Origin of the sequence: Enterobacter sp. BNK-16, from assembly GCF_048684955.1 — a bacterium.
Taxonomy (GTDB): domain Bacteria; phylum Pseudomonadota; class Gammaproteobacteria; order Enterobacterales; family Enterobacteriaceae; genus Enterobacter; species Enterobacter bugandensis.
This window is the reverse complement of record NZ_JBLQTQ010000001.1, coordinates 333,142-355,823: the sequence shown is the minus strand read 5'-3', so window position 1 is coordinate 355,823 and position 22,682 is coordinate 333,142. Positions and strand designations below refer to the sequence as shown.

The window sequence follows — 22,682 nt, the reverse complement described above, 5'->3', positions numbered from 1 at the left end:
TTTTACTGGAAATAATTCAGAACGACCAGCGCAGATTAGCGTTAACCGAGTTGACGCGGGTATCCGCACCATATTGCCCCTGATAACCCACATCCAGCGTCGCAGCACGCGACAGCTGTACGCTCACGCCGATATCACCCACCATCACGTCCTCATCCACGGCCTGCCCCTGAGTAATGAACGCGTCGCTGCCCGCAAACGCCATGCGCGAAGAGGTATTCTTATCGCCATAGGCGTGCTGCCAGCCCAACGAACCGTAGAGGTTCACGTTCTTTGGCAGCTCGGTCACACCGCGCACCCCGAGGGTGGAGTAAAAGGTATTCATCGTTTCGTTACGCACGCTCAGCGCGGCGGCACCGCCGTCTTCCCTGAAGCTGTCGGTATGCAGTCGAATGTACGATAAATTGACGAACGGCTCGATATTCATATCAGGCTGGCCGAAGCGGTAGCCCGCTTCGGTGAATGCCAGCAGCGAGTTGGCGTCGTAATCCGACTTCAGCCGATCCGAGAAGCCGCTGAAATCAACGCTGCGCTCGCCTTCGATCTTGTGCCAGGTGTAACCCAGCGCGCCGCGAAGGGAGAACGCATCCTGTTGACCCGCCGCATACAGGCCAAGGTGGTAGTTATCGGTATCCGTTGAGGAACGACGGCTGTCGACGTCGTAATCACCGCGGCTGTAGCCGAAGTAGCCACCGACACGCACGTTATGATCCGCCAGCTTGCGATCTGCCCCCAGCAGGAAGCCGGTGGTGTTGCCGTCCAGCTTGCCCACGTTACCGTCGCCGTCGTTTCGGCTCCAGGAGCTGAAGGTCTGGCCCCAGACGCCATTGTTTTGCGGCTCCGGCTGCTGCACCAGCGACATCGCTAACGGTGGTATCGGCAGGCTGTCGTTATCAAACGCGCGCTGCATACGCTGGTTTAAGACGTTAAACACCTGCGTGCTGCCGGCGATCAGGTTGGACTGCATTGACGGATAAACTTCACCGGACAGCTGGTTGAACGCCTCGCGCGCTTCCGGCGCGCTGAGTACCAGCAGCGAGTTATACAGCGCCAGCGACGGGCCGCTTTGCGTCAGGGTGGAGAGCGCGCCGGCGGTATTCCACTGGTTGCTGCTTTTGGCGACGGTCTGGAAAATCCCCGGCTTGCCGCTGCCCGGATTCTCACTGCCAGGGTTTTCTCCGCCCGGGTTCTCACCGCCTGGGTTTCCTCCTCCTGGGTTTCCTCCTCCTGGATTTTCACCTCCCGGGTTTTCGCCTCCCGGATTCTCGCCACCGGTCTCTTTCTGCGCGATGGTCAGATCGACGGCGTTGGTACTCTGGTTGAGCGCCACGTCCAGGAAGGCGGATTTAGACACCGCCCCCGCGAACTGACCGTCAATCCCCCCGTCGGAGGTTAAAATGCGGTAGCTTTGGCCCGTTTTGTAGCTGGTTTGCGGATCCAGCGCAGTGACCTGTACCTGAGCCCGGTCGCTGATGGTCGTTTTGCCTGCGACCAGCAGCTGGTCGCTGCGGCCATCACCGGCGATATCGACGTCATAGAAAGAGTCACCTACAAAATTCAGATAACGTTTCAGCGTCAGCGTGCCGATATCACCATCCCCTGGCGAGATATGCCCGCCGGAAAGGATCTCGGTCTGACCCAGCGTGCCGTTCCCTCCCAGCGTTCCGCCGGCCTTGATTGAGGCGGCGCTGCTGTAGCCCAGCCCGTTGCTAACGTCGGATCCCGCCGTCGCGTTGAGGATCAGCGTCCCGCCGTTCTCGGCGCTAAGGGTCTGAATATCAAAAATATCGTCTTCTGGCTGGGTGTTGATGTTGCTGGCGATAATGACTTTGCCACCGCGCGCGGTCACGTTCGCCTGAAGGGCTGAAAGATCGCCATTCAGCGTTGTCTGCCCGGAAGTATTGATCACTTCACCTTCGCCACTCATCTTGTTGCTGAAGACGTAATTTTCATCGGTATGGTTGAAGTAGACATAGCTGCCGAACAGCCCGCCGCGCAGGCTGATTGCCGTATTCGCATCAAGAGTACCCGCGCCGCCCGCTGTGCCAAGCGTTGGCTCAGTTAAACCCGTTCCGGTGTCCATATTGCCGCGGCTGCCGATAATGAGCGCACCCCGGTTCGAGCCGGAACCCGAGGTCCCCACGATCAGCGTATTGCTGCCAGCGGAAAATGAACCGCCGTCAATCACCGACAGCACGCCATTGCCATAATCGCCCACGCTCACGCTGCTGCCGCTGGTAAAGCGCGAGTCTTTGCCCGCAATAACCAGCTCGGCGGTTTTACCTGCCCCGGAGACGCCCGCCACCTGCACGCCGCCAACGTTAACCGCACCGCCGTTCAGCACGTCCAGGTCGCCATAAAGCGTCAACGTACGGCCAACGTTCCACTGTGAGCCGCTCCCCGTGACGGTGGCTTTCGGGCTTAGCGTGTCGGTTTCACCCGGCCCGGTACCGTTGCCGATGCGCGCATCGTAGGCGGTGCTGAGCGCCGCGCCGTCTTCAATCGCCAGCGTGGAGCGTGCCCCCAGATCGGTACCTACGCTGAGAAAATTACTGGTCACGCGAGAGCCGGCGCCAGTGGCGATAAGGTGGCTGTCGTAGCCGCGGGTGGTGCCGACAACAATTTCTTTTGCGCTGGCCAGCGCGCCTTCTTCGACTCGCAGGGTGCCGAGGCCAAGATTCAGGTCGCCGCGCAGGACGTACTGATCGTTGACTGCGTTAAGTTCAGCGTTTGGCCCACGGACCGTGACCACGCTTTCATAAATTTGGCCGTCGAACAGCCGACCGATGTTGATGTTATAGGCGGTGATTTTGCCATTATCAATCAGCAGGTTTCCGGGTTGATTACGTCCAACGTAAACATCTCCGGTGTAACCCAGCGTTTCGGTTATACGCGCCTCGCCATCAAAAATGGCATCGGCTGCACGCGCGAAATCGGCAGGTGAAAGCAGTAACAGTGGCGCGGAAAATAGAGCGAGGTAAAGTCTGGAAAGCGGCGTCTTAACCGCTAAAGCATGCGATGTAGAGTTATTCACGGGCTATCTCCGTACTCATTAGCGTGATGTCTGGAAAATCGTTTTTATGAAAACTCAGATACGTCAGAAAATATAAAAGGCGTTATTTATGTACGCCTTTTCATTTGCCGTTAATTATTTATGCGTGACAACAGGGGTACAGGTTGGTGCGCTGAGCGTCGGGGCGGATCCTAAAATCCCCGGCATCATCATTGATGAGCAATCGAAAATACGCCCTTTTTCCGTCGTAGCGCGATAAGACAGTTTTTGCCCTCCCAGTGCGTCCGGCTGGGCGCCATTAACATTGGTCACGGTTATTTCATCCGATGAGCCCAACCCCAGCATTTTAGCGGTCTCCGCCTGCAGGAGTGGAATAGCCTGATCGGTTTTTAGCGTGGAACAACCGGCGAGCATCAACGTAACGCTTAAAAAGATGAGTGGTTTTTTCATAAATTATCCTTGATATCCAATCAGTTAATTTCACTGATTGTATTTATGTTTTCAATTACCCAAATCAGCGAATAATATATTTCCCTTTCCTAATCGAAAAAACCCTCCTAAAGTAGGGTGGGTAGATAATAATTCATCTGTACACTCAGATATGCGAAGGTAAAAGGAGGATCCTTTGGGGCAGAATTATGCGTTGGTCGTTGATGACCATCCATTGGTAGCAAGCGGCATCGCTAATTTTCTGATTTCACATTGCCAGTTTAAGCAGGCGAGCGTGGTGACGAATGAGGAAGATTGCTACCGTCAAATTAGGGATAATGGCCCGCCGCGTTTGCTGGTAATCGATTTTTGGCTTTCGTCCGGAACGGCACTGAAATTACTCAAAGAAGTAAAACAACATTACCCACAGGTACGGTTCCTGGTGGTCAGCGGGGACGACAATAATGACATCTGGCAGAAAGTTCACGCCGCCGGGGGACACGGATTTGTATTGAAAAGCGAACCGCCTGAAATGTTCTCACGGGCCGTTTGTGCACTCCTTGATAATCTGACCTGGTTTCCTGAGAGAAACGATTTTCCCGTTGAATCGAATAATGAGAAGTTAAGTAAATTTAACTTAACGCCGCGACAAATAGACGTTTTAAATATGATTATGCGCGGCCTTCCAAATAAACGAATCGCCGCGCAGCTTTCAATTTCTGAGCCCACGGTCAAAGAACACATCAGCAATATATTGAAAAAGATAGGCGTTAACAGCCGGGTCGAAGCTATCACGCTTCTGCATGGCAAGCGGGAATCATCAGAATGAGATTTTTCCAGAGCTTACAGAAAGATGGTATCTCATCTCCCGCGCAGATCCGTTTGCTAAACAACACTTTTTTGCGGCTGGTGTTCAGCTTTAGCGCAGTGCCATTTGTCGGTATTCCTTTTGCCATCTGGATCTATTTGCTGGGCGATGAACTTGGCCCAACCATTATCTGGATAATTATTTACCTGCTATGTGCCGTGGCAATCCGCATATTGCACCGACGCTACCAGCGCGAAGTGAAAGAGCATGATGAAGAGGACGTCCTGCGCCGCTGGCTTCCGCGCATAAATAAGATCGCTTTTATTCACGGGCTGGGGATTTCATCTCTCTATTTAATTACTCCGCAGACGCAGAACTTTGACTTTTTCCTGCTCCTTAATATCAGTATTGCCGCCATCGTCGCTGCCAATGCGACGCATCTGACGCCAGTCATCAGCACCTTTACGTGTTTTTTCTTCGCCTCCTGGGGAGTATTGAATATCGGCATCATCTGGCGGCTGGACGAGCTGATTTTCATTGTGCTGATGCTGAACCTGCTGTACGGCTTCGCCATTTACCGCCATGCGTTAACGTCGCACGCGTACTTTATTCAGCAAGCGCTGCTTGAGGAAAAAAGCTCACGCCTGGCAGAACAGTTTCGCCAGGCCAAAGAGGAAGCGGAGCAGGCGCTGCTGGATAAAAATCAGTTCCTGACGACAGCCAGCCACGACCTGCGTCAGCCGGTACACGCCATGGGATTTTTGATTGAAGCGATTATCCACCGAAACCGGGACGACAGCCTGACGCCCCAGCTGCTTGACCTGCAGCAGAGCGTTCGCTCGGTGCATTTGATGTTCAATTCTCTGCTCGACCTCAGCAAGATTGAATCCGGAAAAGTGCTCACTGCCCCTACCAAAGTGGACATCGGCGCTCTGCTCGACTCGGTGATCACGCTGTTTCGCGAAGAGGCCAACAGCCGTGCACTTAGGCTGTCCACCCGTCGACCCAAACGCCGCATCCACGTGATGGGCGACCCGCTGCTGGTGCGACAATCGCTGATTAACCTGATTCAAAACGCCCTTCGCTACACGCAGCAGGGCGGCGTGCTGGTTGCCATCCGACCGCGCGGTGACGAGTGCCTGGTGGAGGTGTGGGACACGGGTGTCGGTATCGCTGATGACGAGAAAGGTAAAATCTTCTCCCCTTATTACCGCCCCGAACTGGCCTGGAAGATCGACAGCGCCGGACACGGGCTGGGCCTCGCCGTGGTTGCCCGCTGTGCCAGGCTGATGAAGGTGAAGTACGGGATGCAATCCATAGAAGGTAAAGGCTCACGCTTCTGGATGCGCTTCACTCAATATGCTGGCGAAGAGATCGCGACGGACATCCCGCCCGCCGATAACAACGCCTCTGCGCCGGTACGCTATGCGCCGCTGCGCGGTTCTTGCCTGGTCGTCGATGACGACCCGCTGGTGACGTCAGCCTGGGAGAGCCTGATGAGCGTTTGGGGAATCAAGGTGCGCTGCGCGGCCTCCGCTGAAGAAGCGTTCGCCATCATCGACGACGGCTTCACCCCGTTCGCCGTGCTGTGCGACCAGCGCCTGCGATCCGGCGAAAGCGGCTTCGACATCCTGAAAGCGCTTTTTGAACGTCTGCCGGACATGAGCGGCGCGATGGTCAGCGGCGAATTTAATTCGCCTGTTCTGCTGGAGGCGGAGCAGGAAGGGTATCTGGTGCTGCGCAAGCCTCTGGAGCCGGCTAAACTGCATGCGCTGCTGACGCAGTGGTCAGAATGTCGTGGATAGGGGAATAGATAACAACAGCAGCGTTGCGCTTCACTGTTGGGCCAGATAGTACGCGGTGTCCTGCTGTGATGCCAATGTGTCGGTATGGTTGAGCCGCTGAGGGAGGATTTCGCGGGCCTGATTAATGATTTCATCATGCATGATTCAGCCTCCTGTGGTGATCTGCATGTTGCTTCTACCGGGCAGGGCGGGAGATGTTGGAAACGGCCCCGAAGGAGTCATTAGAGTTGCTACCAGCGAAGTTCCGCAGTGGGCAATAATGTCAGTTTTCGAGCGTATACTCTAAGATATCTTCAACTCGTTGATATATATAAATTTGATGAATATCGCCAGGTAGCGATTTATCCGCCAAATTAAGTTAAACTTCGTCACAGGTTTCAGTGAGTTATGGGACGGATAACAGAATGACCAGCGAAGAGGCACTTTTAAAATCAGGTTTTAGCAAACGAGATATTCAAAAGCTAAAAAACAATATTGAAAATTACGGTGGTTCGTTTGATAGCGTAACTCATGATCTGGCCAATCGTTTTAAGGCTATGAAGTGGATAACTATTATTGCCTTCATCATACTGGCTTTAACTCTTTTACTTGCATCCAAGGATACAAGCCTGACACTTGCACTCACGTTATTGATTGTACTACCTTTCATCTGGTATATAACGCCAGCAAAACTTGGCTACAAATCCTGGCGTTATCGTAAAATGCTGACTAATTCTGGGACGGGTCGCTGACGGACAACAGATCAAAAATAATCTTAGCTTTCACGCCATAACCCGCTATTTTCATTGTAAGCTGCGGGCGGCTCAGTGTGCTCACCTTTCGGTAATAGTCAGCAGGGAGATAACGAAACAGTCGCCAGGTACCAGGTCGCCGTAACAAGCCAAAAATGGTGTACGCATTAGCGGCCAGTGAAATTGATTTGTAGACACCTAACCCATTCTCACGACTAAAGCCCATAAACTCAGCTGTAGACATCGCGGCATTCGCGACCAGCCCTTCACTGGTAGTGTTGTTAGTTGCGTAGCGAGCCACTTCTTTACTGATGCTGTTTGCCCCGTCAGTAACCAGAATCGCACCAGCAAGAACCCCGAGAGGGGTCATAGTGCCTATGAGGGTAAATCCTGCGGCTATTTCAGCACCGGCCAGGACAACACTAACAGCCGAGATCACATACCCAACAATTTTGTTATTCTCTCGGATAAACTCGACTTTAGCGTAAAGCTTCGCTGCCTTCGTTCTTAATAAACGCGCTTGTTCCAGCAGGTTACTGTTTTCTTCTCTGAGAGTTTTAACGCATTCCATGCATTCTTCATCTGATTTAGCCCGACGAGCTAACGTAAATTGTTCTTCTATGAGGTCCCGAATTTCCTGAACAAACTTCATTCGAGTCAAACTATCGCTGAGATGAAAAGCCGACAGAGTGTTGGCTGTATTTACCAGTTTCCTGGCTTCCATATTCACCATCGTTTCCGCCCAGGCTTTATTTCTTCCACCTGAGCGCATCATGTTAAGTAATGCTGCATCCATTGTAGTTCCTCTCAATTGCTTTACCGGCCTCTGCTTAGACTGATAAACGCCCCCCTGACAGCCATGCGTGCCAACGCACACACAATATAGTAGCAATGTGGTTACGGTGTCTGAAGTAGAAGTCGCTTTTTACAGCTTCGTTCCTCGGCCTACTTTACTGCGGTTAGCCTGGGCCTGTTCCAGCAGTGTACGGAACGCCGACAGGTCACTTTTCAGGATGTCCCGGATGGATTTACCACCAATCAATCTAATAAAACAGTTAGCCGATGGGGTGTAATCACGGATACGTGATGCCGCTCTGTCGGGCTCTGTCCAATTGATATGTGCATTTGTAATGCTCAAATAGATTGGTGAAGGTCAGGTTTTTCTGCTTCTGTGTGGAGGTAAAGGCGGTAAACACGCCAGTTGTACCACCGGGAAGCGGGGTCGGAGGAAAGATAAGGGTGGTAACTACTGTTCAAACAACGAGTTGCTGACTCAGAAAGCAAAAACCCCCGCCGAAGCGAGGGTTATAAATAAGTGGTGCCCGGACTCGGAATCGAACCAAGGACACGGGGATTTTCAATCCCCTGCTCTACCGACTGAGCTATCCGGGCAACGGGGCGCATTAAACCCGATCTGCCCGTTGCCGTCAACGAAAAATGTTGTTTTCGTTACAGACTGCGCAATCTCTCGCCATTTCGCCGCAATCTTAAGCGAAAAAGTGTGTCCAGAGCGCAGAGAGCGGCATGGCGAGCAGTAATGCGGGCAGCATATTCACCACGGCAAACATTTTGATCCCGCAAATACGCAGGCCCGTCGCCAGCAGCAGCAGGCCGCCGACGGCGGTGAAGTCCGCCATCATCGCTGGCGTGGTCAGCGGGAGAATCAAGGTGGCGCAGGTGGCAAGCGCGAGTTGAATCAGCAGCATCGGCACGCAAATCGCCGCAACGGCAACGCCGAGCGTGGTGGCGAAAATGGTGGCGGTGAAGAAATCGAGAAACGCTTTTGCAATCAATATGCTTGGGTCGCCCGTCATTCCTTCCTGCATCGAGCCGAAAATCCCGGTGCCGCTTGCGCAAAACAGAATAATGATGGCGACGTAGTTCTGAATAAACGACTCGTGCGTGCCGTGTTTCGCCTTGCCCGGTCGGGCAACCAGATTTTTGGCTTTGCCCACCGCGCTATTGATGCCTTTTTCCAGATAGCAAAATTCGCCAATCAGTGCGCCGAGCAGTGTAGCCAGCACCATGACGGGCAGGTTGGCGCATTTGATCACTAAAAGGATGCCGATGCCTAAGGATGCCAGGCCGAATATAGAGGGCATGGATGAACGGATACGCTCCGGCAGCCGCTGACTCAACACTGCGCCCAGTACGCCGCCCAGCAATACGGCTCCGGCGTTAATAAATGGCCCGATAACCACGGTTAACTCCTGTTATTTACTCATTGATATTGCATTATTATGGCACGTCAGGGCTGCACGAGCCTTAGCTTTGGGTGGTTTCGTGCATACTGATTCCTTCTTGCGCGTGAAAATAAAAGGTGACATGATTGCGCGAATTTTCTCCTCCCTGTCTCACCGCTCGGTGAGGGTATTTGCGCTTATGAAAACCATGAAAATTGCCGTCAGCCATGAGCTGGTATCCAAAGTTTCTACGCACCGTGAAAAGGTGACGCTGGATAACACCGATTTCACCGATGTGGCGGCAGTCGTCATTACCGTTGTTGAAAGCTACAGCGGCATTCTCGCGTTGCTGAAGCGTACGGGCTTTCAGCTACCGGTGTTTATGTTCTCGCAAGAGCCTGGAGAGGTGCCTGATGGCGTCACGGCGATTATCTCGGGTAAAGCTCAGGAGTTCCTGGAACTGGAGAGCGCCGCCTGCCGTTACGAAGAGGAATTGCTGCCGCCTTTTTTCGATACCCTGAGCCAGTATGTAGAGATGGGCAACAGCACCTTCGCCTGTCCGGGCCACCAGCACGGGGCTTTTTTCAAAAAACACCCGGCAGGGCGACAGTTCTATGATTTCTTCGGTGAGAACGTATTTCGCGCCGACATGTGCAACGCCGACGTTAAGCTGGGCGATCTGCTGATCCACGAAGGCTCCGCCAAGCACGCGCAAAAGTTCGCGGCGAAAGTATTCAACGCGGACAAAACCTACTTTGTGCTGAACGGCACGTCGGCGGCCAACAAGGTGGTGACCAACGCGCTGCTGACCCGCGGCGACCTGGTGCTGTTCGACCGCAACAACCATAAATCTAATCACCACGGCGCACTGATCCAGGCGGGCGCCACGCCGGTGTATCTTGAGGCGGCGCGCAATCCGTTTGGCTTTATCGGCGGGATTGACGAGCACTGCTTTGATGACGCGTATCTGCGGGATCTGATCCGCGAGGCGGCACCGGAAAAGGCCGACGAGGCCCGCCCGTTCCGCCTGGCGATCATTCAACTGGGCACCTACGACGGGACGATCTACAACGCCCGCCAGGTGATCGACAAGATCGGCCATCTGTGTGACTACATCCTTTTTGACTCCGCGTGGGTGGGCTACGAGCAGTTTATTCCGATGATGGCGGAAACGTCTCCGCTCTTGCTGGAGCTTAACGAGAACGATCCGGGTATTTTCGTGACCCAGTCGGTGCACAAGCAGCAGGCCGGGTTCTCGCAAACGTCGCAGATCCATAAAAAGGATAACCACATCCGCGGTCAGGCGCGCTTCTGTCCGCACAAGCGGCTGAACAACGCGTTTATGCTGCACGCCTCCACCAGCCCGTTTTATCCGCTGTTTGCGGCGCTGGACGTGAACGCCAAAATTCACGAGGGCGAGAGCGGGCGCAGGCTGTGGGCGGAGTGCGTTGAGCTGGGCATTGAGGCGCGCAAGGCCATCATCGCCAACTGCCATATGATTAAACCGTTTATCCCGCCGGTGGTGGCGGGGCGGCCATGGCAGGATCACCCCACGCAGGTCATTGCGAGCGAGCGTCGCTTCTTCAGCTTCGAGCCGGGGGCCAAATGGCACGGGTTTGAGGGCTATGCGAGCGAGCAGTATTTCGTCGACCCGTGCAAGCTGCTGCTGACCACGCCGGGCATTGATGCAGAAACAGGTCACTATACCGATTTCGGCATTCCGGCGACCATTCTCGCCCACTACCTGCGCGAAAACGGCATCGTGCCGGAGAAGTGCGACCTCAACTCGATCCTGTTCCTGCTGACGCCTGCCGAAAGCAGCGAGAAGCTGGCGCAGCTGGTGGCGATGCTGGGGCAGTTTGAGCAGCATATTGAAGACGACACGCCGCTCGCCGACGTGCTGCCGACCATCTACCAAAAATACCCGGTGCGTTACCGAGACTACACGATCCGTCAACTGTGCCAGGAGATGCACGATCTCTACGTCAGCTTTAACGTGAAGGATCTACAGAAGGCGATGTTCCGCCGGGAGAGCCTGCCCGCCGTAGTGATGAACCCGCAGGATGCCAACCAGGAGTACATTCGCGGGAACGTGGAGCTGGTGCGTATTCGTGACGCTGAAGGGCGCATTGCCGCCGAAGGTGCGCTGCCGTACCCGCCAGGCGTGCTGTGCGTGGTGCCGGGAGAAGTCTGGGGCGGGGCGGTACAGCGTTATTTCCTGGCGCTGGAAGAGGGCATTAATATGCTGCCGGGCTTCTCGCCGGAGTTGCAGGGCGTTTACAGCGAGAAGGATGCGGACGGGATTAAGCGGCTGTATGGGTACGTATTGAATGTCTGAACGTAGGCCCGGTGGCGCAATGTATGACCGGATACATAGGTGACAGATCAGACCGGGAACATAGGTAACACTTTTAGTCTATCCGGAGCACACTCTGGGTTTTTCGGTCGTAGTACGCAAGCGTTATTCCGTTAAAGATGATGGCCTCAAGGCCATCATCTTGTTCTTCCAGCATGATGTACTCATCAGTCAGCGCTTCACTCAGGAACACCGTCCCCTTTTTCCCCATATAGAGTGTCCCCCTCGATTTCACTCTGTAGACCGTTCCTCCTGACGGATAGGCATAGTCAGGAACACGGCCATCCCACTGTCGCTTCGAGGGTTGCCACACCGTTCCGGGCGTTGCACCCGCCAGGGCTTCATGCGGTCTTTCATAGTTAAATTCTTTCCGGTAGTCACTGAACCACCGCTGTTGTTCTTCCATCGTCATGAAGGTGTTCCCCTGCGCCAGCGCACTTTTCAGGGAACGGTGCATGCGTTCGTGCCGCCCGTTCTCTTCGGGATGGCCCCGGCGGATTCGTTCCGGTCTGACGCCCAGCTTTATCAGCCAGACTGCAAGACGACTTAACCCGGCGATACCCGTCCCTGCGAAGGGCTGACCATTATCGGTTCTCAGAACGTCCGGCAGACCGTACTCCAGGAACGCCTCCGTCAGACAGTGCCTGACGAAGGGCTCGCTCTCACGGTCCGTTCCACGGCAGCTCAGCAGATACCGGCTGTGGTTGTCGGTCAGGGTGAAGGGATGACAGTATTCTCTGCTCAGCAGCCTGAACTTGCCTTTAAAATCAGCGCTCCAGACCTGATTGTTCTCACTGATGCTGGTCAGGGGCCGGCGATTCCCCGGCGTTCTGCGCTTTCTCTTTCTGTCAGGTACCAGGCCTTCACGCTTGAGGATATCGCCAACAGTGCTGGCAGCAGGAACGGTAAAATCGACGTGATGATTGAGTAGCCACATCCGCAGTTTTTTCGGGCCCCAGTCAGGGTGTTTCTGACGCAGGGTAGTCAGGTGTCCGACGACCTCATCAGGAACCGTCCGGGAGTGGGAGCGTGGTGCGCGCGACCGGTCAGAGAGAGAGGACAGGTCAGAAGGGTCAAAACGCTGAAGCCATTTGTAGCCGGTTTTGCGGCTGATGCCAAAAAGACGGCAAAGAGCGGAGAAGGAGTCCGTACCTGCATGGCAGGCACGGATAAAATCAAGGCGTTGCATAGGTCGGGTCTCAGTCCAGGGCATAGCGAGTCTCCTCTTCTATGCCAGTTATAACTGTTACCCATGTATCCGGTCTAAAGTGTTACCCATGTTTCCGGTTCATACCCAAGCTTACCGGGCCTATAATACTTCGTCAGGCTTCTGCGCGGCGGTACATCCTTCTCGGATGCCCAATCTTCCCGTACAGCATCTCCACCGTCAGAAAACCCACCTCTACGCAATGTTCCAGATAGCGTCGGGTGGTGGTTTTACTCAGTCCCGTCTCGCTCACCACCTCATCCACCGTAAAGCAGTGCGCCGCCTTGCTGTTAAACAGCGTTTGCACCCGCGCCAGCGTGTTCTCCTCTATTCCCTTACTGCCGTTGTCCAGACGATAGTTTTTCGCCTGTAACTGATAGAGTGAATCCACGTTCTGCTGGTCGACAATCTTCCAGACCCGCTGTTGTTCGGCAAACTGCACAAAACGCTCCAGCGACTGGCTGAGCCGCTTCCAGGAGACCGGCTTAAGGATATAGTCAAACGCGCCGTTTCGAATGGCCTGGCTGCAGGTGTCCATATCGCTGGCGGCGGTGATGAAAATCACCGAGCAGTTGGCGCGGGCCAGCATCGGGTTGCTGATAAGGGTGATGCCTTTGCCGTCCGGCAGGTAGTTATCCAGCAGCATCAGCTTCGGCTGTTTGCTCTCCAGCTGTCGCTGCGCGTCGGCCAACGACGCGGCAATCCCCACCAGCCTCAGGCGCGGATGTTTACCGATAAGCTCCGCGTGCAGCTGTGCCAGTTCGTTCTCGTCTTCAACAATCAGTACGTCGATAAGTTCATGTTGCATAGTCGGTATCTTCCAGTTGCCGGACGGTTCCCGAGGCCGGGATAAACAGTGAGAAAATGGTCCCGTGCGGCATGTTATCGGCAACTTCTATTGTGCCGCCAGCCTGCGTGACGTAGCTTTCAATCAGATACAGGCCAATCCCGTGATCGCCCCGCGTTTTGGTGGTGATGCCGCGTTCAAATATCCGGTCACGGATCGCCGGCGTGATGCCAACGCCCTGGTCGGCCACTTCAATAATCAGCTCCTGTTCGCTGAGCTTTATCAGCACCTCCACCGGCGCGTGGGGAAGCGGCGACCGCTGCGTCGCTTCGATGGCGTTATCCAGCAGGTTGCCAATAATCGAAATCAGCTCTTGCTCTCCCAGCGGCAGGAACGGTTTGTCCAGCCGACAGGCCGGGTCGAAGCACAGCTCGACGCCTTTCTCCCGCGCGCGGGCGGCTTTCCCCAGCAGCAGGCCGCACAGGGTCGGTGAGCTGAAGCGCGAAGAGATAAAGTCCAGCAGCTCCTGAGCGTGTTCAGACTGCGCCTGAATGTAGCCAATCGCCTCCTCATAGCGGCCCATGTGCAGCAGGCCGGAGAGGGTGGTCATCCGGTTCAGCTGCTCATGACGCATTATGCGGAGGTTATCGACATAGCGTTTGACCTGGCTAAGCTGGGCGCTCAGCGAGTCGATCTCGTTGCGATCGCGGAAGGTGATCACCCAGCCCTGCAGCGACCCCTCAAGCATGATGTGTACCCGGCTGGCAATCACCGTGAGATCGTTAAAGCGGCAAATCTCGTCATGGGTATCTTTCGCCAGCATCGTCTGCGTGTCGAAGAACGGGACCGGATCGATCACCTGGCTTATCAGCTGCCCGCGCAGTTCCCGGGCCGGCTGGCTCAGGCCCAGCAGTTTGCGCGCCGCCTGGTTGATCACCTCTATGCGCCGTTCGTTATCAATGGCGATCACGCCTTCGTAGATGGACTCCATCATCGCCTTTTGCTGGCGCACCAGCAGGCCGATCTCTCGTGGCTCCAGGGAGAAGATCTGCTTCTTAATACTACGGGTAAAGAACCAGGAGAAGACAAAGAGGGCGATTAGCAGCAGCACGGCGGCAATCAGGATATTGACCACTTTACTGACGGTAATGGTGTCCAGGTAGCTGGTGAGATAGCCAACTGAAACAATGCCGACCACCTGCCCGGCGTCGTTGAAAATGGGCGCTTTACTGCGCAGTGAAATGCCTAACCCGCCTTTACGTATGGTTGTCGTGCTTTTCCCCTGCAATACGGCTTCATTGTCGCCGCCGACCAGCGTCGTGCCCACCCTGTCGGCAAAGACGGAGTGAAAAAGATGCCGTCCCGTATTATCGCCAATGACAATAAAGCTGGCGTCGCTGTGCGCGGCCATTTTCTGCATGAAATCATGAATGGCGTTGATATCTTTTTGTTCAACTTCAGTACGCAATGACGGAATAAGCGCGATCTCTTCCGCCTGTATTTTGGCGCGCGCACTCATTTCCTGATAAAGCTGTTTTCCGACATCGGCATAATAATATCCGCCCAGCAGCACAAAAAGCACTGAGAAAAAGGCAACCAGCGAAATAAACAGCTTAATCTGGAAAGAGACTTTCATAACTATCACGCAAAGTAGCGGCAAAGATCGTCAATATATCATCTTTTTTCATGCGGATGTCCGCTTTGCGGGAAACTTGTGATCCCTTGCACAGCAAGGGCTGTAAATGATTTATCCAGAAGGCTTATGATCTTCATGCTGCTACGTTAAATGTTATTTGGTCGTTCAATTCAGAAAAGAAACCATAAAAACCACGATAATAAATAAGGCATAAATCACATTAAATAAAAGAAACCATAAAAACCATAGCTGCCATTAAAACTTCGCTTTTAATATGCCATTCCTCACATAAAGTAGGCCTTTGTGACTCTAAGCTGAACGCACAAAATAACTAAGGGGCTTATTATGAGCACAACTGACGATTCTTTCTCTGTTACCCACGACCCGATTGAAATTCAGCGGCCATCCCTCAAGGAGCGGTGGTGGCATATTATGGATACCTGGAAAATCGGGATTATTCCTCTGCCGCTGTTCGTTCTGGCGGGCGCGCTGATCGCGATTGATTGCCTCGGCGGAAAGCTGCCGAGCGATATCGTGGTCATGGTGGCCACGCTGGCCTTCTTCGGCTTTGCCTGCGGTGAGTTCGGCAAACGCCTGCCGATTGTCGGCAAGCTTGGCGCGGCGGCGATTTGCGCCACCTTTATCCCTTCCGCGCTGGTCTACTACGGTTTGCTGCCGGACGTGGTGGTGGAATCCACGACCAAATTCTACAAATCCACCAACATTCTCTACCTCTATATCTGCTGCATTATCGTCGGCAGCATCATGAGCATGAACCGCACGGTGCTGATTCAGGGTTTCCTGCGCATCTTCTTCCCGATGCTGTGCGGTGAAATCGTCGGCATGATTGTTGGTATGGGCGTGGGGCTGGCGCTGGGCCTGGAGCCGTTCCAGATCTTCTTCTTTATCATTCTGCCGATCATGGCGGGCGGCGTCGGGGAAGGGGCGATTCCGCTTTCCATCGGCTATGCCACCCTGCTGCATATGGACCAGGGCGTAGCGCTCGGCCGCGTGCTGCCGATGGTCATGCTCGGCGGCCTGACGGCAATCATCATCTCCGGCTGCCTGAACCAGCTCGGTAAACGCTACCCGCACCTGACCGGTGAAGGCCAGCTGATGCCTAACCGCGCGAATGCCGATGCCACCGTCTCTCAGCCTGCGTTTTCCGGTAAAGCGGACGTGACGACTATCGCCTCCGGCGCGCTGCTGGCGGTGCTGCTGTACATGCTGGGCATGCTCGGCCACAAGCTGATTGGCCTGCCTGCGCCCGTTGGCATGCTGTTTATGGCGGTGCTGGTGAAGCTCTGCAACGGCGCTTCTCCGCGCCTGCTGGAGGGCTCTCAGGTGGTGTACAAATTCTTCCAGACCTCCGTGACCTACCCGATCCTCTTCGCCGTTGGCGTGGCCATTACCCCGTGGCATGAACTGGTGGCCGCCTTCACGCTGACCAACCTGCTGGTGATTATCAGCACCGTTTCCGCGCTGGTGGCGACCGGGTTCTTCGTCGGCAAAAAGATCGGTATGCACCCGATTGATGTCGCCATCGTCTCCTGCTGTCAGAGCGGACAGGGCGGTACCGGCGACGTGGCGATACTGACCGCAGGCAACCGCATGAGCCTGATGCCGTTCGCCCAGATTGCTACCCGTATCGGCGGGGCGATTAACGTCTCTGTCTCACTGCTGATTCTGGGCAACTTCCTCGTCTAAGTATTCAGGAAAAAACAATGAAACTCGCAAGCTTTTTATACCAGGGAAAACGCAGCTACGGCATCGTTCAGGCCGAGGGCGTGATTGATTTAGGCCGCCGTCTGGGCGACCGCTATGGCGACCTTAAAGCGCTGCTGCAGGGCAACGGGCTGGCGTTGGCCACCCGTTACCTGAACGACGCGGTGGACGTGCCGCTGAACGCCATCACTTTCTTGCCGGTGATCGTGCAGCCGGAAAAAATCCTCTGCGTGGGCATGAACTACGCCGACAAACGCAAGGAGTTTGACCAGCACAACCCGGCTCCGACGCTGTTTGTCCGCTTCCCGGACTCACAGACCGGCCACAACGAGCCGGTGCTGAAGCCGCGCCACTCCAGCGAATTCGACTACGAAGGCGAGCTGGCGGTGATCATCGGTAAGGGTGGGGAGAACATCAGCCGCGATGACGCCCTGCGCCACGTGGCGGGCTACAGCTGCTACATGGACGGCTCCGCCCGCGACTGGCAGCACACCTGGTTCACCGCCGGTAAAAACTGGCGTCAGACCGGGGCGTTTGGCCCCTGGATGGCGACGGCGGATGAGATCCCGGACCCGCACAGCCTGGCGATCCGCACCTGGCTTAACGGCCGCATGGTGCAGGAGGACAACACCAGCAGCATGATCCACAAGGTCGCGGAGCTCATCGAGTACATCAGCACCTTTACCCGCTTAAGCCCGGGCGACGTGATCATCACCGGCTCCCCGGGCGGTGTGGGTAAAAAGCGTAACCCGCCGCTGTTTATGAAAGAGGGGGATCGCATTGAGGTGGAGATCGAGCATATCGGTCATCTAAGCAACGTGATTGTTGAAGCGCCAGCCGTCGGGCTTGCGGCGGCACACTGAGAAAGGCGGCATGAACAGTCAACCCATCGATTTTCGCCAGACGCTGGTGGCGAAACACCCGGAACGCTTAAGCCAGATCCGCTACCTGCTGGCAGACAGCGGCCTTGGCCTGGACAACGACATCACGCTGTTTGTCGAAGCCTGGTCCGGCGCGCAGCTGGTGGGTTGCGCAGGACTTGCCGGCAACGTCATCAAATGCGTGGCGGTCAACGAGCAGCTTCGTGGGGAAAACCTCAGCGCGCGGCTGCTGGCAGAGGTGGAAAATGCGGCGCTGGAGCGCGGCCATTTTCACCTCTTCCTCTGCACCCGTCCGTGCAACCGGGAGCGCTTTGCCCGCAGCGGCTTCTGGCCAATTGCCCAGAGCGGGAACAACGCGGTGCTGATGGAGAACACCCCGCAGGGGATCGCGCGCTACTGCCGTACCTTAAGCCGGATGCGAAAGGGCGGGGATAAAACTGGCGCGATAGTGATGAACGCCAATCCGTTCACCCTCGGCCACCGCCATCTGGTGGAGCAGGCGGCGCAGCGGTGCGATGCCCTGCATCTGTTCGTGGTGCGTGAAGACGCCTCGTTCTTCCCGTTCAGCGCGCGTCTCGAGATGGTGCGCGCGGGCGTAGCCCATCTGCCGAACGTGGTGGTGCATGAAGGCTCGCAGTACATCATCTCCCGCGCCACCTTCCCGGCCTACTTCCTGAAGGAGACCGGCAAAGTGCAGCAGGCGTGGAGCGAGATCGACGTGCTGATCTTCCGGGACTTCATCGCCCCGGCGCTCGGCATCACGCACCGCTTCATCGGCTCGGAGCCGTTTTGCGACATCACCCGCCAGTACAACCAGACGCTGCACGATCTGCTGGCTTCGCATATCGAGGTGGTGGAGATGCCGCGCATCAAGGCCACCGGCAACGCCATTTCGGCGTCCGAAGTGCGCCGTTTACTCAAGACACAGCAGTTTTCCCGGATCCGGGAGATCGTCCCGGACTCCACCTTCGCGCATCTCGAAACACACTATCGTGCGAGTGCGGAAGTCGCATAACTATCAGGAATTTATCATGAATATTGTAAGGGAGGCGCTGGCCGGAACGCAGGAGTCCAGCGACCTGATGGTGAAAATCGCCCCCGTTCACGGAGAGCTGGAGATTGTCATCCACAGTGAAGTGATTAAGCAGTTTGGCGAGCACATTCGCCAGGTGGTCAACGACACGCTGCGCGCCATGAACGTGCGCCAGGGGCTCATCATTATTGAAGACAAAGGGGCGCTGGACTGTGTTATTCGCGCCCGCCTGCAAAGCGCGCTGATGCGTGCCGTCGATGAACGGGCCATCAACTGGGAGGCGCTGAAATGAGCAAACTCCGCCGCAGTATGCTGTTCCTGCCGGGCGCCAACGCCGCCATGCTTTCCACCGCGTTTATCTACCGCCCCGACTCCATCATGTTTGACCTTGAGGACGCCGTCGCCCTGCGTGAGAAGGACACCGCGCGCATGCTGGTATTCCACGCGCTACAGCACCCGATGTATCAGGATATCGAAACCGTGGTGCGCATTAACCCGCTCAGCACGCCGTTTGGCCTGCTGGATCTGGAAGCCGCCGTGCGCGCGGGCGTGGACGTGATCCGCCTGCCAAAAACCGACACCCCAGACGACGTCTATGAGTTAGAGGGCCATCTTGAGCGCATTGAACGCGAGTGCGGCCGCGAGGTCGGCTCCACCCGCGTGATGGCGGCGATTGAGTCGGCCATTGGCGTCATCAATGCCGTGGCGATTGCCCGCAGCTCCCCGCGCCTCATCGGCATCGCGCTGGCCGCCTTTGACTACGTGATGGACATGCAGACCGAGCGCGGCGACGGCACCGAGCTGTTCTACGCCCGCTGCGCCGTGCTGCACGCCGCCCGTGCGGCAGGCATCGACGCCTTCGATGTGGTGTGGTCAGACGTTAACGACGAGGCCGGGTTCCTGCGCGAGGTCGATCTGATCCGCAAGATGGGCTTCAACGGCAAATCGCTGATTAACCCGCGCCAGATTGACCTGCTGCACAACGCTTATGCACCGACTCAGGAAGAGGTGGATCACGCAAAAAGGGTGATTGAAGCGGCAGAAGAGGGCGAGCGTAACGGCCTGGGCGTGGTGTCGCTCAACGGCAAAATGGTGGATGCACCAATTATTAACCACGCGCAGGTGGTGCTGGAGCGCGCGGCGGCTTCCGGCGTGCGTCGGTAAGGATGACAAAATGAATCAAACAGAACTTCTCCACGTAAACTTCCCCCATCTGCGGGACCTGAAACCCTTTGATACTGCCCACAGCGCGACGCCGTGGCTGGCGGACAGTGACGCGAAGCACAACCGCAAGCTATGTGCCTCCCTTGAAGAAGCCGTAGCGCGCAGCGGCCTGCAGGACGGGATGACCATCTCCTTCCACCATGCCTTTCGCGAAGGCGACCGGGTGATCAACACTGTTGTGGCGCTGCTGGCGCGGATGGGCTTCAAAAACCTGACGCTGGCCTCCAGCTCGCTGATGACCTGCAACGACGCTCTGATCGAGCATATTGAAAGCGGCGTCATCACCCGGATTTACACCTCGGGCATGCGCGGCAGGCTGGCGGACGCCATCTCCCACGGGCTGATGGACGAGCCGGTACACATTCACTCCCACGGTGGGCGAGTGAAGCTGCTCCAGGACGGCGAGCTGAATATCGACGTGGCGTTTCTCGGCGTGCCGTGCAGCGATGCGTTTGGCAACGCTAACGGCACGCACGGTAAATCGTGCTGCGGCTCGCTCGGCTACGCGATGGTGGACGCGCACTTTGCCCGCAAGGTGGTGCTGCTGACCGAAGAGCTGGTGCCGTTCCCGAATATGCCCGCCAGCCTGGTGCAGGACCAGGTGGACTACATCGTGCAGGTCGAGAGCGTGGGCGACCCGGCGAAAATCAGCGTCGGCGCGGCGCGCGTCACCAGCAACCCGCGCGAGCTGATGATCGCCCGCTATGCGGCGGACGTGATTGAACACTCCGGCTATTTCAAACCGGGCTTCTCGATGCAGACCGGCTCCGGCGCGGCGGCCACCGCCTGCACCCGCTTTATGGAAGAAAAGATGGAGCGCAGCGGCGTAAAGGCGCGCTTTGCGCTCGGCGGCATCACCGGCAGCCTGGTGGATCTGCACGAGAAGGGGCTTATCGAAAAGCTGCTCGACACCCAGTGCTTTGACGGCCAGGCGGCGGCTTCGCTGGCGCGCAACCCGAACCACGTAGAGATCTCCACCAACGTCTACGCCAACCCCGGCAGCAAGGCGGCAAGCTGCGACCAGCTCGACGTGGTGATCCTCAGCGCCCTGGAAATTGACGTTGATTTCAACGTCAACGTCATCACTGGCTCCGACGGTGTGATGCGTGGCGCATCCGGCGGGCACTGCGACGTGGCGGCGGCAGCCAACCTGACCATCGTGGTCGCGCCGCTGCTGCGCAGCCGCATTCCGACGGTGGTCAAGCGCGTCACCACGCGCCTCACGCCGGGGGAGAGCATCGACGTGCTGGTCACCGACCACGGCATCGCAGTCAACCCGGCGCGCCCGGAGATCCGCGAGCGGCTGCTGGAGGCCGGGCTGAAGGTAGTGGACATTAGCGCGCTCTATGAGCGGGCGATTTCCCTGACCGGTGTACCGAAACCGATTGAATTTACAGACAAAATCGTCGGTGTGATCCGCTACCGCGACGGCAGCGTGATCGACACCGTACGACAGGTGAAGGAGTCAGTATGATTTTAGCGACACCCGTGCGGGCGGGTGTCAACCTGGAGGAACTGCTGGCGGCGAAAGAGCGTCGCGCAGCCCGTCAGGCTGACATGCTTAAGCACTATAAACAGCCGGTGATCTCCCTCACGCTGGTCACGCCAGGGGAAATCAAGGACAGCCTGCGCTATCGCAACACCATGGGCGTGGCGCTCCAGATGTGCGACCAACTGCTGTGGGAGAACCGCTGGCAGGTGCTGGACCGTCAGGTGCTGTGGCTGCCCACCGGACCGGAAGCTTTATGGTGCGTCGCCCATGCGGCGGCGGAAATCAAAGCGCACTGCGCGGAACTGGAGCAGACGCACCCGCTCGGCAGGCTGTGGGATCTGGACGTGATTTGTCCTCAGCACGGCCACGTCGGGCGTCAGTCGCTGGGAGAGAATCTCCGGCGCTGTCTGATCTGCGACGAGCCCGCGCATGCCTGCTCCCGTTCGCGCAATCATCCCGTTGAGCAGGTTGTTTCCCGCGTGGAGAAGACGATCGATGACTGGTTTGCTCGCGACTAAACCGCGCCCGATTGATGTGCCCGCGCTTGCCGAAGCGGCGCTGTGGCAGGAGCTGGAGCTGACGCCCAAACCGGGGCTGGTGGACAAGCTCAACAACGGTTCCCATCGCGATATGGACCACGCGCTGTTTGTCCGTAGCATCGCGGCAATTACGCCGTGGTTTTCGCGCTTTGCTGAACTCGGTAACGTGCATGCGGATAAACCCGCTGACGCACAGCTGCGGATTATCCGCCCGATGGGGATGGCCTGCGAGCAGGCGATGTACGCCGCGACGAACGGCGTGAACACGCATAAGGGCGGGATTTTTGCTCTCGGCCTGCTGTGCTTCGCTGCCGGGCGTGTGAAAAATGTCTCTGCGGACAGCCTCTGTTGTGAGGTGAGTAACATCTGCAGCGGGCTGGTGTCGCGGGAGCTGGCAGCGCGCAGCGGGCAGGCGACGGCGGGCGAGCGGCAGTTTCAGCAGTACGGCTTAACCGGGGCGCGAGGCGAGGCGGAGAGCGGCTTTGCGACGGTGCGTAAGGCGCTGGGGCAGTGGAACGGACAGTCGCTTCACGGCCTGCTGTTGCGCCTGATGGCGGTCAATCAGGACAGTAATCTCGTGTCACGCGGCGGCATTCAGGGGCTGCGCTATGTTCAGGGCTATGCGCGGGAACTGCTGGCTAACGGCTGGGATCGCGAGGCGTTGCTTATGATGGATAAGGCACTGATTGAACGAAACCTGAGTCCGGGCGGCAGCGCGGATTTGCTGTCGGTGGGGTGGGTGCTCTCTGCAATAAAATAGCCGGGTGGCGCTAACGCTTACCCGGCCTACTCTCCGTGCTTTTGTAGGCCCGGTAAGGCGAAGCCGCCACCGG

The 22,682-nt window shown here is 56.7% G+C and carries 19 protein-coding genes and 1 tRNA gene; 12 read left to right on the top strand and 8 right to left on the bottom strand.

The window, feature by feature from the left end:
• Positions 1-16: 16 nt before the first annotated feature.
• Both ACMGGH_RS01715 and ACMGGH_RS01710 read right to left on the bottom strand, forming a co-directional pair.
• The gene (locus ACMGGH_RS01715; protein ID WP_028014395.1) at positions 17-3,034 is read right to left on the bottom strand and encodes an autotransporter outer membrane beta-barrel domain-containing protein; all 3,018 of its coding nucleotides are present in this window, start codon (positions 3,032-3,034) and stop codon (positions 17-19) included.
• Positions 3,035-3,148: 114 nt separating this feature from the next.
• On the bottom strand, positions 3,149-3,463 hold the full coding sequence (locus tag ACMGGH_RS01710) for a lipoprotein (RefSeq protein WP_028014394.1): 315 nt from the start codon (positions 3,461-3,463) through the stop codon (positions 3,149-3,151).
• A gap of 175 nt (positions 3,464-3,638) precedes the next feature.
• Between ACMGGH_RS01710 and ACMGGH_RS01705 the strand changes: the two genes are divergently transcribed.
• From ACMGGH_RS01705 to ACMGGH_RS01695, 3 genes are all read left to right on the top strand, one after another.
• Positions 3,639-4,271, top strand: coding sequence for a response regulator transcription factor (locus tag ACMGGH_RS01705; protein WP_028014393.1), 633 nt, complete (start codon positions 3,639-3,641; stop codon positions 4,269-4,271).
• Entirely contained in the window at positions 4,268-6,055 is a 1,788-nt protein-coding gene (locus ACMGGH_RS01700) for a hybrid sensor histidine kinase/response regulator (protein WP_049138310.1), read from the top strand. Before ACMGGH_RS01705 ends, ACMGGH_RS01700 begins: the two co-directional genes overlap by 4 nt.
• Before the next feature lie 404 nt (positions 6,056-6,459).
• Positions 6,460-6,786, top strand: coding sequence for a hypothetical protein (locus ACMGGH_RS01695; RefSeq protein ID WP_045630641.1), 327 nt, complete (start codon positions 6,460-6,462; stop codon positions 6,784-6,786).
• On the opposite strand, the gene ACMGGH_RS01690 is transcribed toward ACMGGH_RS01695, so the two are convergent.
• The 3 genes from ACMGGH_RS01690 to ACMGGH_RS01680 all read right to left on the bottom strand — a co-directional run bounded on the left by ACMGGH_RS01690 (position 6,764) and on the right by ACMGGH_RS01680 (position 8,987).
• Complete coding sequence (locus ACMGGH_RS01690) at positions 6,764-7,582, bottom strand: DUF4225 domain-containing protein (RefSeq protein WP_155026355.1); 819 nt, start codon at positions 7,580-7,582, stop codon at positions 6,764-6,766. The genes ACMGGH_RS01695 and ACMGGH_RS01690 overlap by 23 nt on opposite strands.
• 520 nt (positions 7,583-8,102) lie before the next feature.
• Positions 8,103-8,178, bottom strand: a tRNA-Phe gene (locus ACMGGH_RS01685).
• Positions 8,179-8,273: 95 nt separating this feature from the next.
• Positions 8,274-8,987 carry a DUF554 domain-containing protein gene (locus tag ACMGGH_RS01680; RefSeq protein ID WP_232948953.1) on the bottom strand — a complete coding sequence of 238 codons (714 nt, stop codon included), beginning with the start codon at positions 8,985-8,987 and terminating at the stop codon, positions 8,274-8,276.
• 181 nt (positions 8,988-9,168) lie between these two features.
• Here ACMGGH_RS01680 and ACMGGH_RS01675 point away from each other — a divergent pair, with 181 nt between their 5' ends.
• A complete protein-coding gene (locus ACMGGH_RS01675) occupies positions 9,169-11,307 on the top strand; it encodes an ornithine decarboxylase (RefSeq protein ID WP_193031868.1) in 2,139 nt (712 codons plus the stop codon).
• Between the two features lie 73 nt (positions 11,308-11,380).
• On the opposite strand, the gene ACMGGH_RS01670 is transcribed toward ACMGGH_RS01675, so the two are convergent.
• The 3 genes from ACMGGH_RS01670 to ACMGGH_RS01660 form a co-directional block, all read right to left on the bottom strand.
• Positions 11,381-12,538, bottom strand: a complete 1,158-nt coding sequence (locus ACMGGH_RS01670) for a DDE-type integrase/transposase/recombinase (RefSeq protein WP_232949191.1) — start codon at positions 12,536-12,538, stop codon at positions 11,381-11,383.
• Positions 12,539-12,647: 109 nt separating this feature from the next.
• On the bottom strand, positions 12,648-13,340 hold the full coding sequence (locus ACMGGH_RS01665; RefSeq protein ID WP_047367414.1) for a response regulator: 693 nt from the start codon (positions 13,338-13,340) through the stop codon (positions 12,648-12,650).
• Positions 13,330-14,955, bottom strand: coding sequence for an ATP-binding protein (locus ACMGGH_RS01660; RefSeq protein ID WP_207119621.1), 1,626 nt, complete (start codon positions 14,953-14,955; stop codon positions 13,330-13,332). Before ACMGGH_RS01660 ends, ACMGGH_RS01665 begins: the two co-directional genes overlap by 11 nt.
• A gap of 345 nt (positions 14,956-15,300) precedes the next feature.
• On the opposite strand from ACMGGH_RS01660, the gene ACMGGH_RS01655 reads away from it, so the two are divergent.
• Genes ACMGGH_RS01655 through citG form a run of 8 tightly spaced genes read left to right on the top strand, consistent with a single transcriptional unit; the run spans position 15,301 to position 22,609 of the window.
• Positions 15,301-16,662 (top strand): 2-hydroxycarboxylate transporter family protein, encoded by a 1,362-nt coding sequence (locus ACMGGH_RS01655; RefSeq protein ID WP_045630637.1) that lies wholly within the window; start codon positions 15,301-15,303, stop codon positions 16,660-16,662.
• A 17-nt stretch (positions 16,663-16,679) separates the two neighbouring features.
• The gene (locus ACMGGH_RS01650) at positions 16,680-17,543 is read left to right on the top strand and encodes a fumarylacetoacetate hydrolase family protein (protein WP_028014386.1); all 864 of its coding nucleotides are present in this window, start codon (positions 16,680-16,682) and stop codon (positions 17,541-17,543) included.
• 10 nt (positions 17,544-17,553) lie between these two features.
• Positions 17,554-18,576: a [citrate (pro-3S)-lyase] ligase gene (gene citC, locus ACMGGH_RS01645; protein WP_232949182.1), complete on the top strand. Its 1,023-nt coding sequence runs from the start codon at positions 17,554-17,556 to the stop codon at positions 18,574-18,576.
• Between the two features lie 16 nt (positions 18,577-18,592).
• Positions 18,593-18,886: a citrate lyase acyl carrier protein gene (gene citD / locus ACMGGH_RS01640; RefSeq protein ID WP_193050788.1), complete on the top strand. Its 294-nt coding sequence runs from the start codon at positions 18,593-18,595 to the stop codon at positions 18,884-18,886.
• A complete protein-coding gene (citE, locus tag ACMGGH_RS01635) occupies positions 18,883-19,758 on the top strand; it encodes a citrate (pro-3S)-lyase subunit beta (protein ID WP_028014383.1) in 876 nt (291 codons plus the stop codon). Before citD ends, citE begins: the two co-directional genes overlap by 4 nt.
• Before the next feature lie 10 nt (positions 19,759-19,768).
• Positions 19,769-21,292: a citrate lyase subunit alpha gene (citF, locus tag ACMGGH_RS01630; protein ID WP_028014382.1), complete on the top strand. Its 1,524-nt coding sequence runs from the start codon at positions 19,769-19,771 to the stop codon at positions 21,290-21,292.
• A complete protein-coding gene (gene citX / locus ACMGGH_RS01625; RefSeq protein WP_232949183.1) occupies positions 21,289-21,828 on the top strand; it encodes a citrate lyase holo-[acyl-carrier protein] synthase in 540 nt (179 codons plus the stop codon). Before citF ends, citX begins: the two co-directional genes overlap by 4 nt.
• Positions 21,806-22,609: a triphosphoribosyl-dephospho-CoA synthase CitG gene (gene citG / locus ACMGGH_RS01620; RefSeq protein WP_232949184.1), complete on the top strand. Its 804-nt coding sequence runs from the start codon at positions 21,806-21,808 to the stop codon at positions 22,607-22,609. The genes citX and citG overlap by 23 nt, the downstream gene beginning before the upstream one ends.
• Positions 22,610-22,682: the final 73 nt, after the last annotated feature.

Bases quoted from the DNA above. Each gene is read 5' to 3' on its own strand.
- ACMGGH_RS01655 (WP_045630637.1), top strand. From the start codon at position 15,301: ATGAGCACAACTGACGATTCTTTCTCTGTTACCCACGACCCGATTGAA.
- ACMGGH_RS01700 (WP_049138310.1), top strand. From the start codon at position 4,268: ATGAGATTTTTCCAGAGCTTACAGAAAGATGGTATCTCATCTCCCGCG.
- citE (WP_028014383.1), top strand. From the start codon at position 18,883: ATGAGCAAACTCCGCCGCAGTATGCTGTTCCTGCCGGGCGCCAACGCC.
- ACMGGH_RS01665 (WP_047367414.1), bottom strand. From the start codon at position 13,340: ATGCAACATGAACTTATCGACGTACTGATTGTTGAAGACGAGAACGAA.
- ACMGGH_RS01710 (WP_028014394.1), bottom strand. From the start codon at position 3,463: ATGAAAAAACCACTCATCTTTTTAAGCGTTACGTTGATGCTCGCCGGT.
- ACMGGH_RS01690 (WP_155026355.1), bottom strand. From the start codon at position 7,582: ATGGATGCAGCATTACTTAACATGATGCGCTCAGGTGGAAGAAATAAA.
- ACMGGH_RS01675 (WP_193031868.1), top strand. From the start codon at position 9,169: ATGAAAACCATGAAAATTGCCGTCAGCCATGAGCTGGTATCCAAAGTT.
- citX (WP_232949183.1), top strand. From the start codon at position 21,289: ATGATTTTAGCGACACCCGTGCGGGCGGGTGTCAACCTGGAGGAACTG.
- citD (WP_193050788.1), top strand. From the start codon at position 18,593: ATGAATATTGTAAGGGAGGCGCTGGCCGGAACGCAGGAGTCCAGCGAC.
- ACMGGH_RS01650 (WP_028014386.1), top strand. From the start codon at position 16,680: ATGAAACTCGCAAGCTTTTTATACCAGGGAAAACGCAGCTACGGCATC.
- ACMGGH_RS01660 (WP_207119621.1), bottom strand. From the start codon at position 14,955: ATGAAAGTCTCTTTCCAGATTAAGCTGTTTATTTCGCTGGTTGCCTTT.
- citF (WP_028014382.1), top strand. From the start codon at position 19,769: ATGAATCAAACAGAACTTCTCCACGTAAACTTCCCCCATCTGCGGGAC.
- citG (WP_232949184.1), top strand. From the start codon at position 21,806: ATGACTGGTTTGCTCGCGACTAAACCGCGCCCGATTGATGTGCCCGCG.
- ACMGGH_RS01670 (WP_232949191.1), bottom strand. From the start codon at position 12,538: ATGCCCTGGACTGAGACCCGACCTATGCAACGCCTTGATTTTATCCGT.
- citC (WP_232949182.1), top strand. From the start codon at position 17,554: ATGAACAGTCAACCCATCGATTTTCGCCAGACGCTGGTGGCGAAACAC.
- ACMGGH_RS01695 (WP_045630641.1), top strand. From the start codon at position 6,460: ATGACCAGCGAAGAGGCACTTTTAAAATCAGGTTTTAGCAAACGAGAT.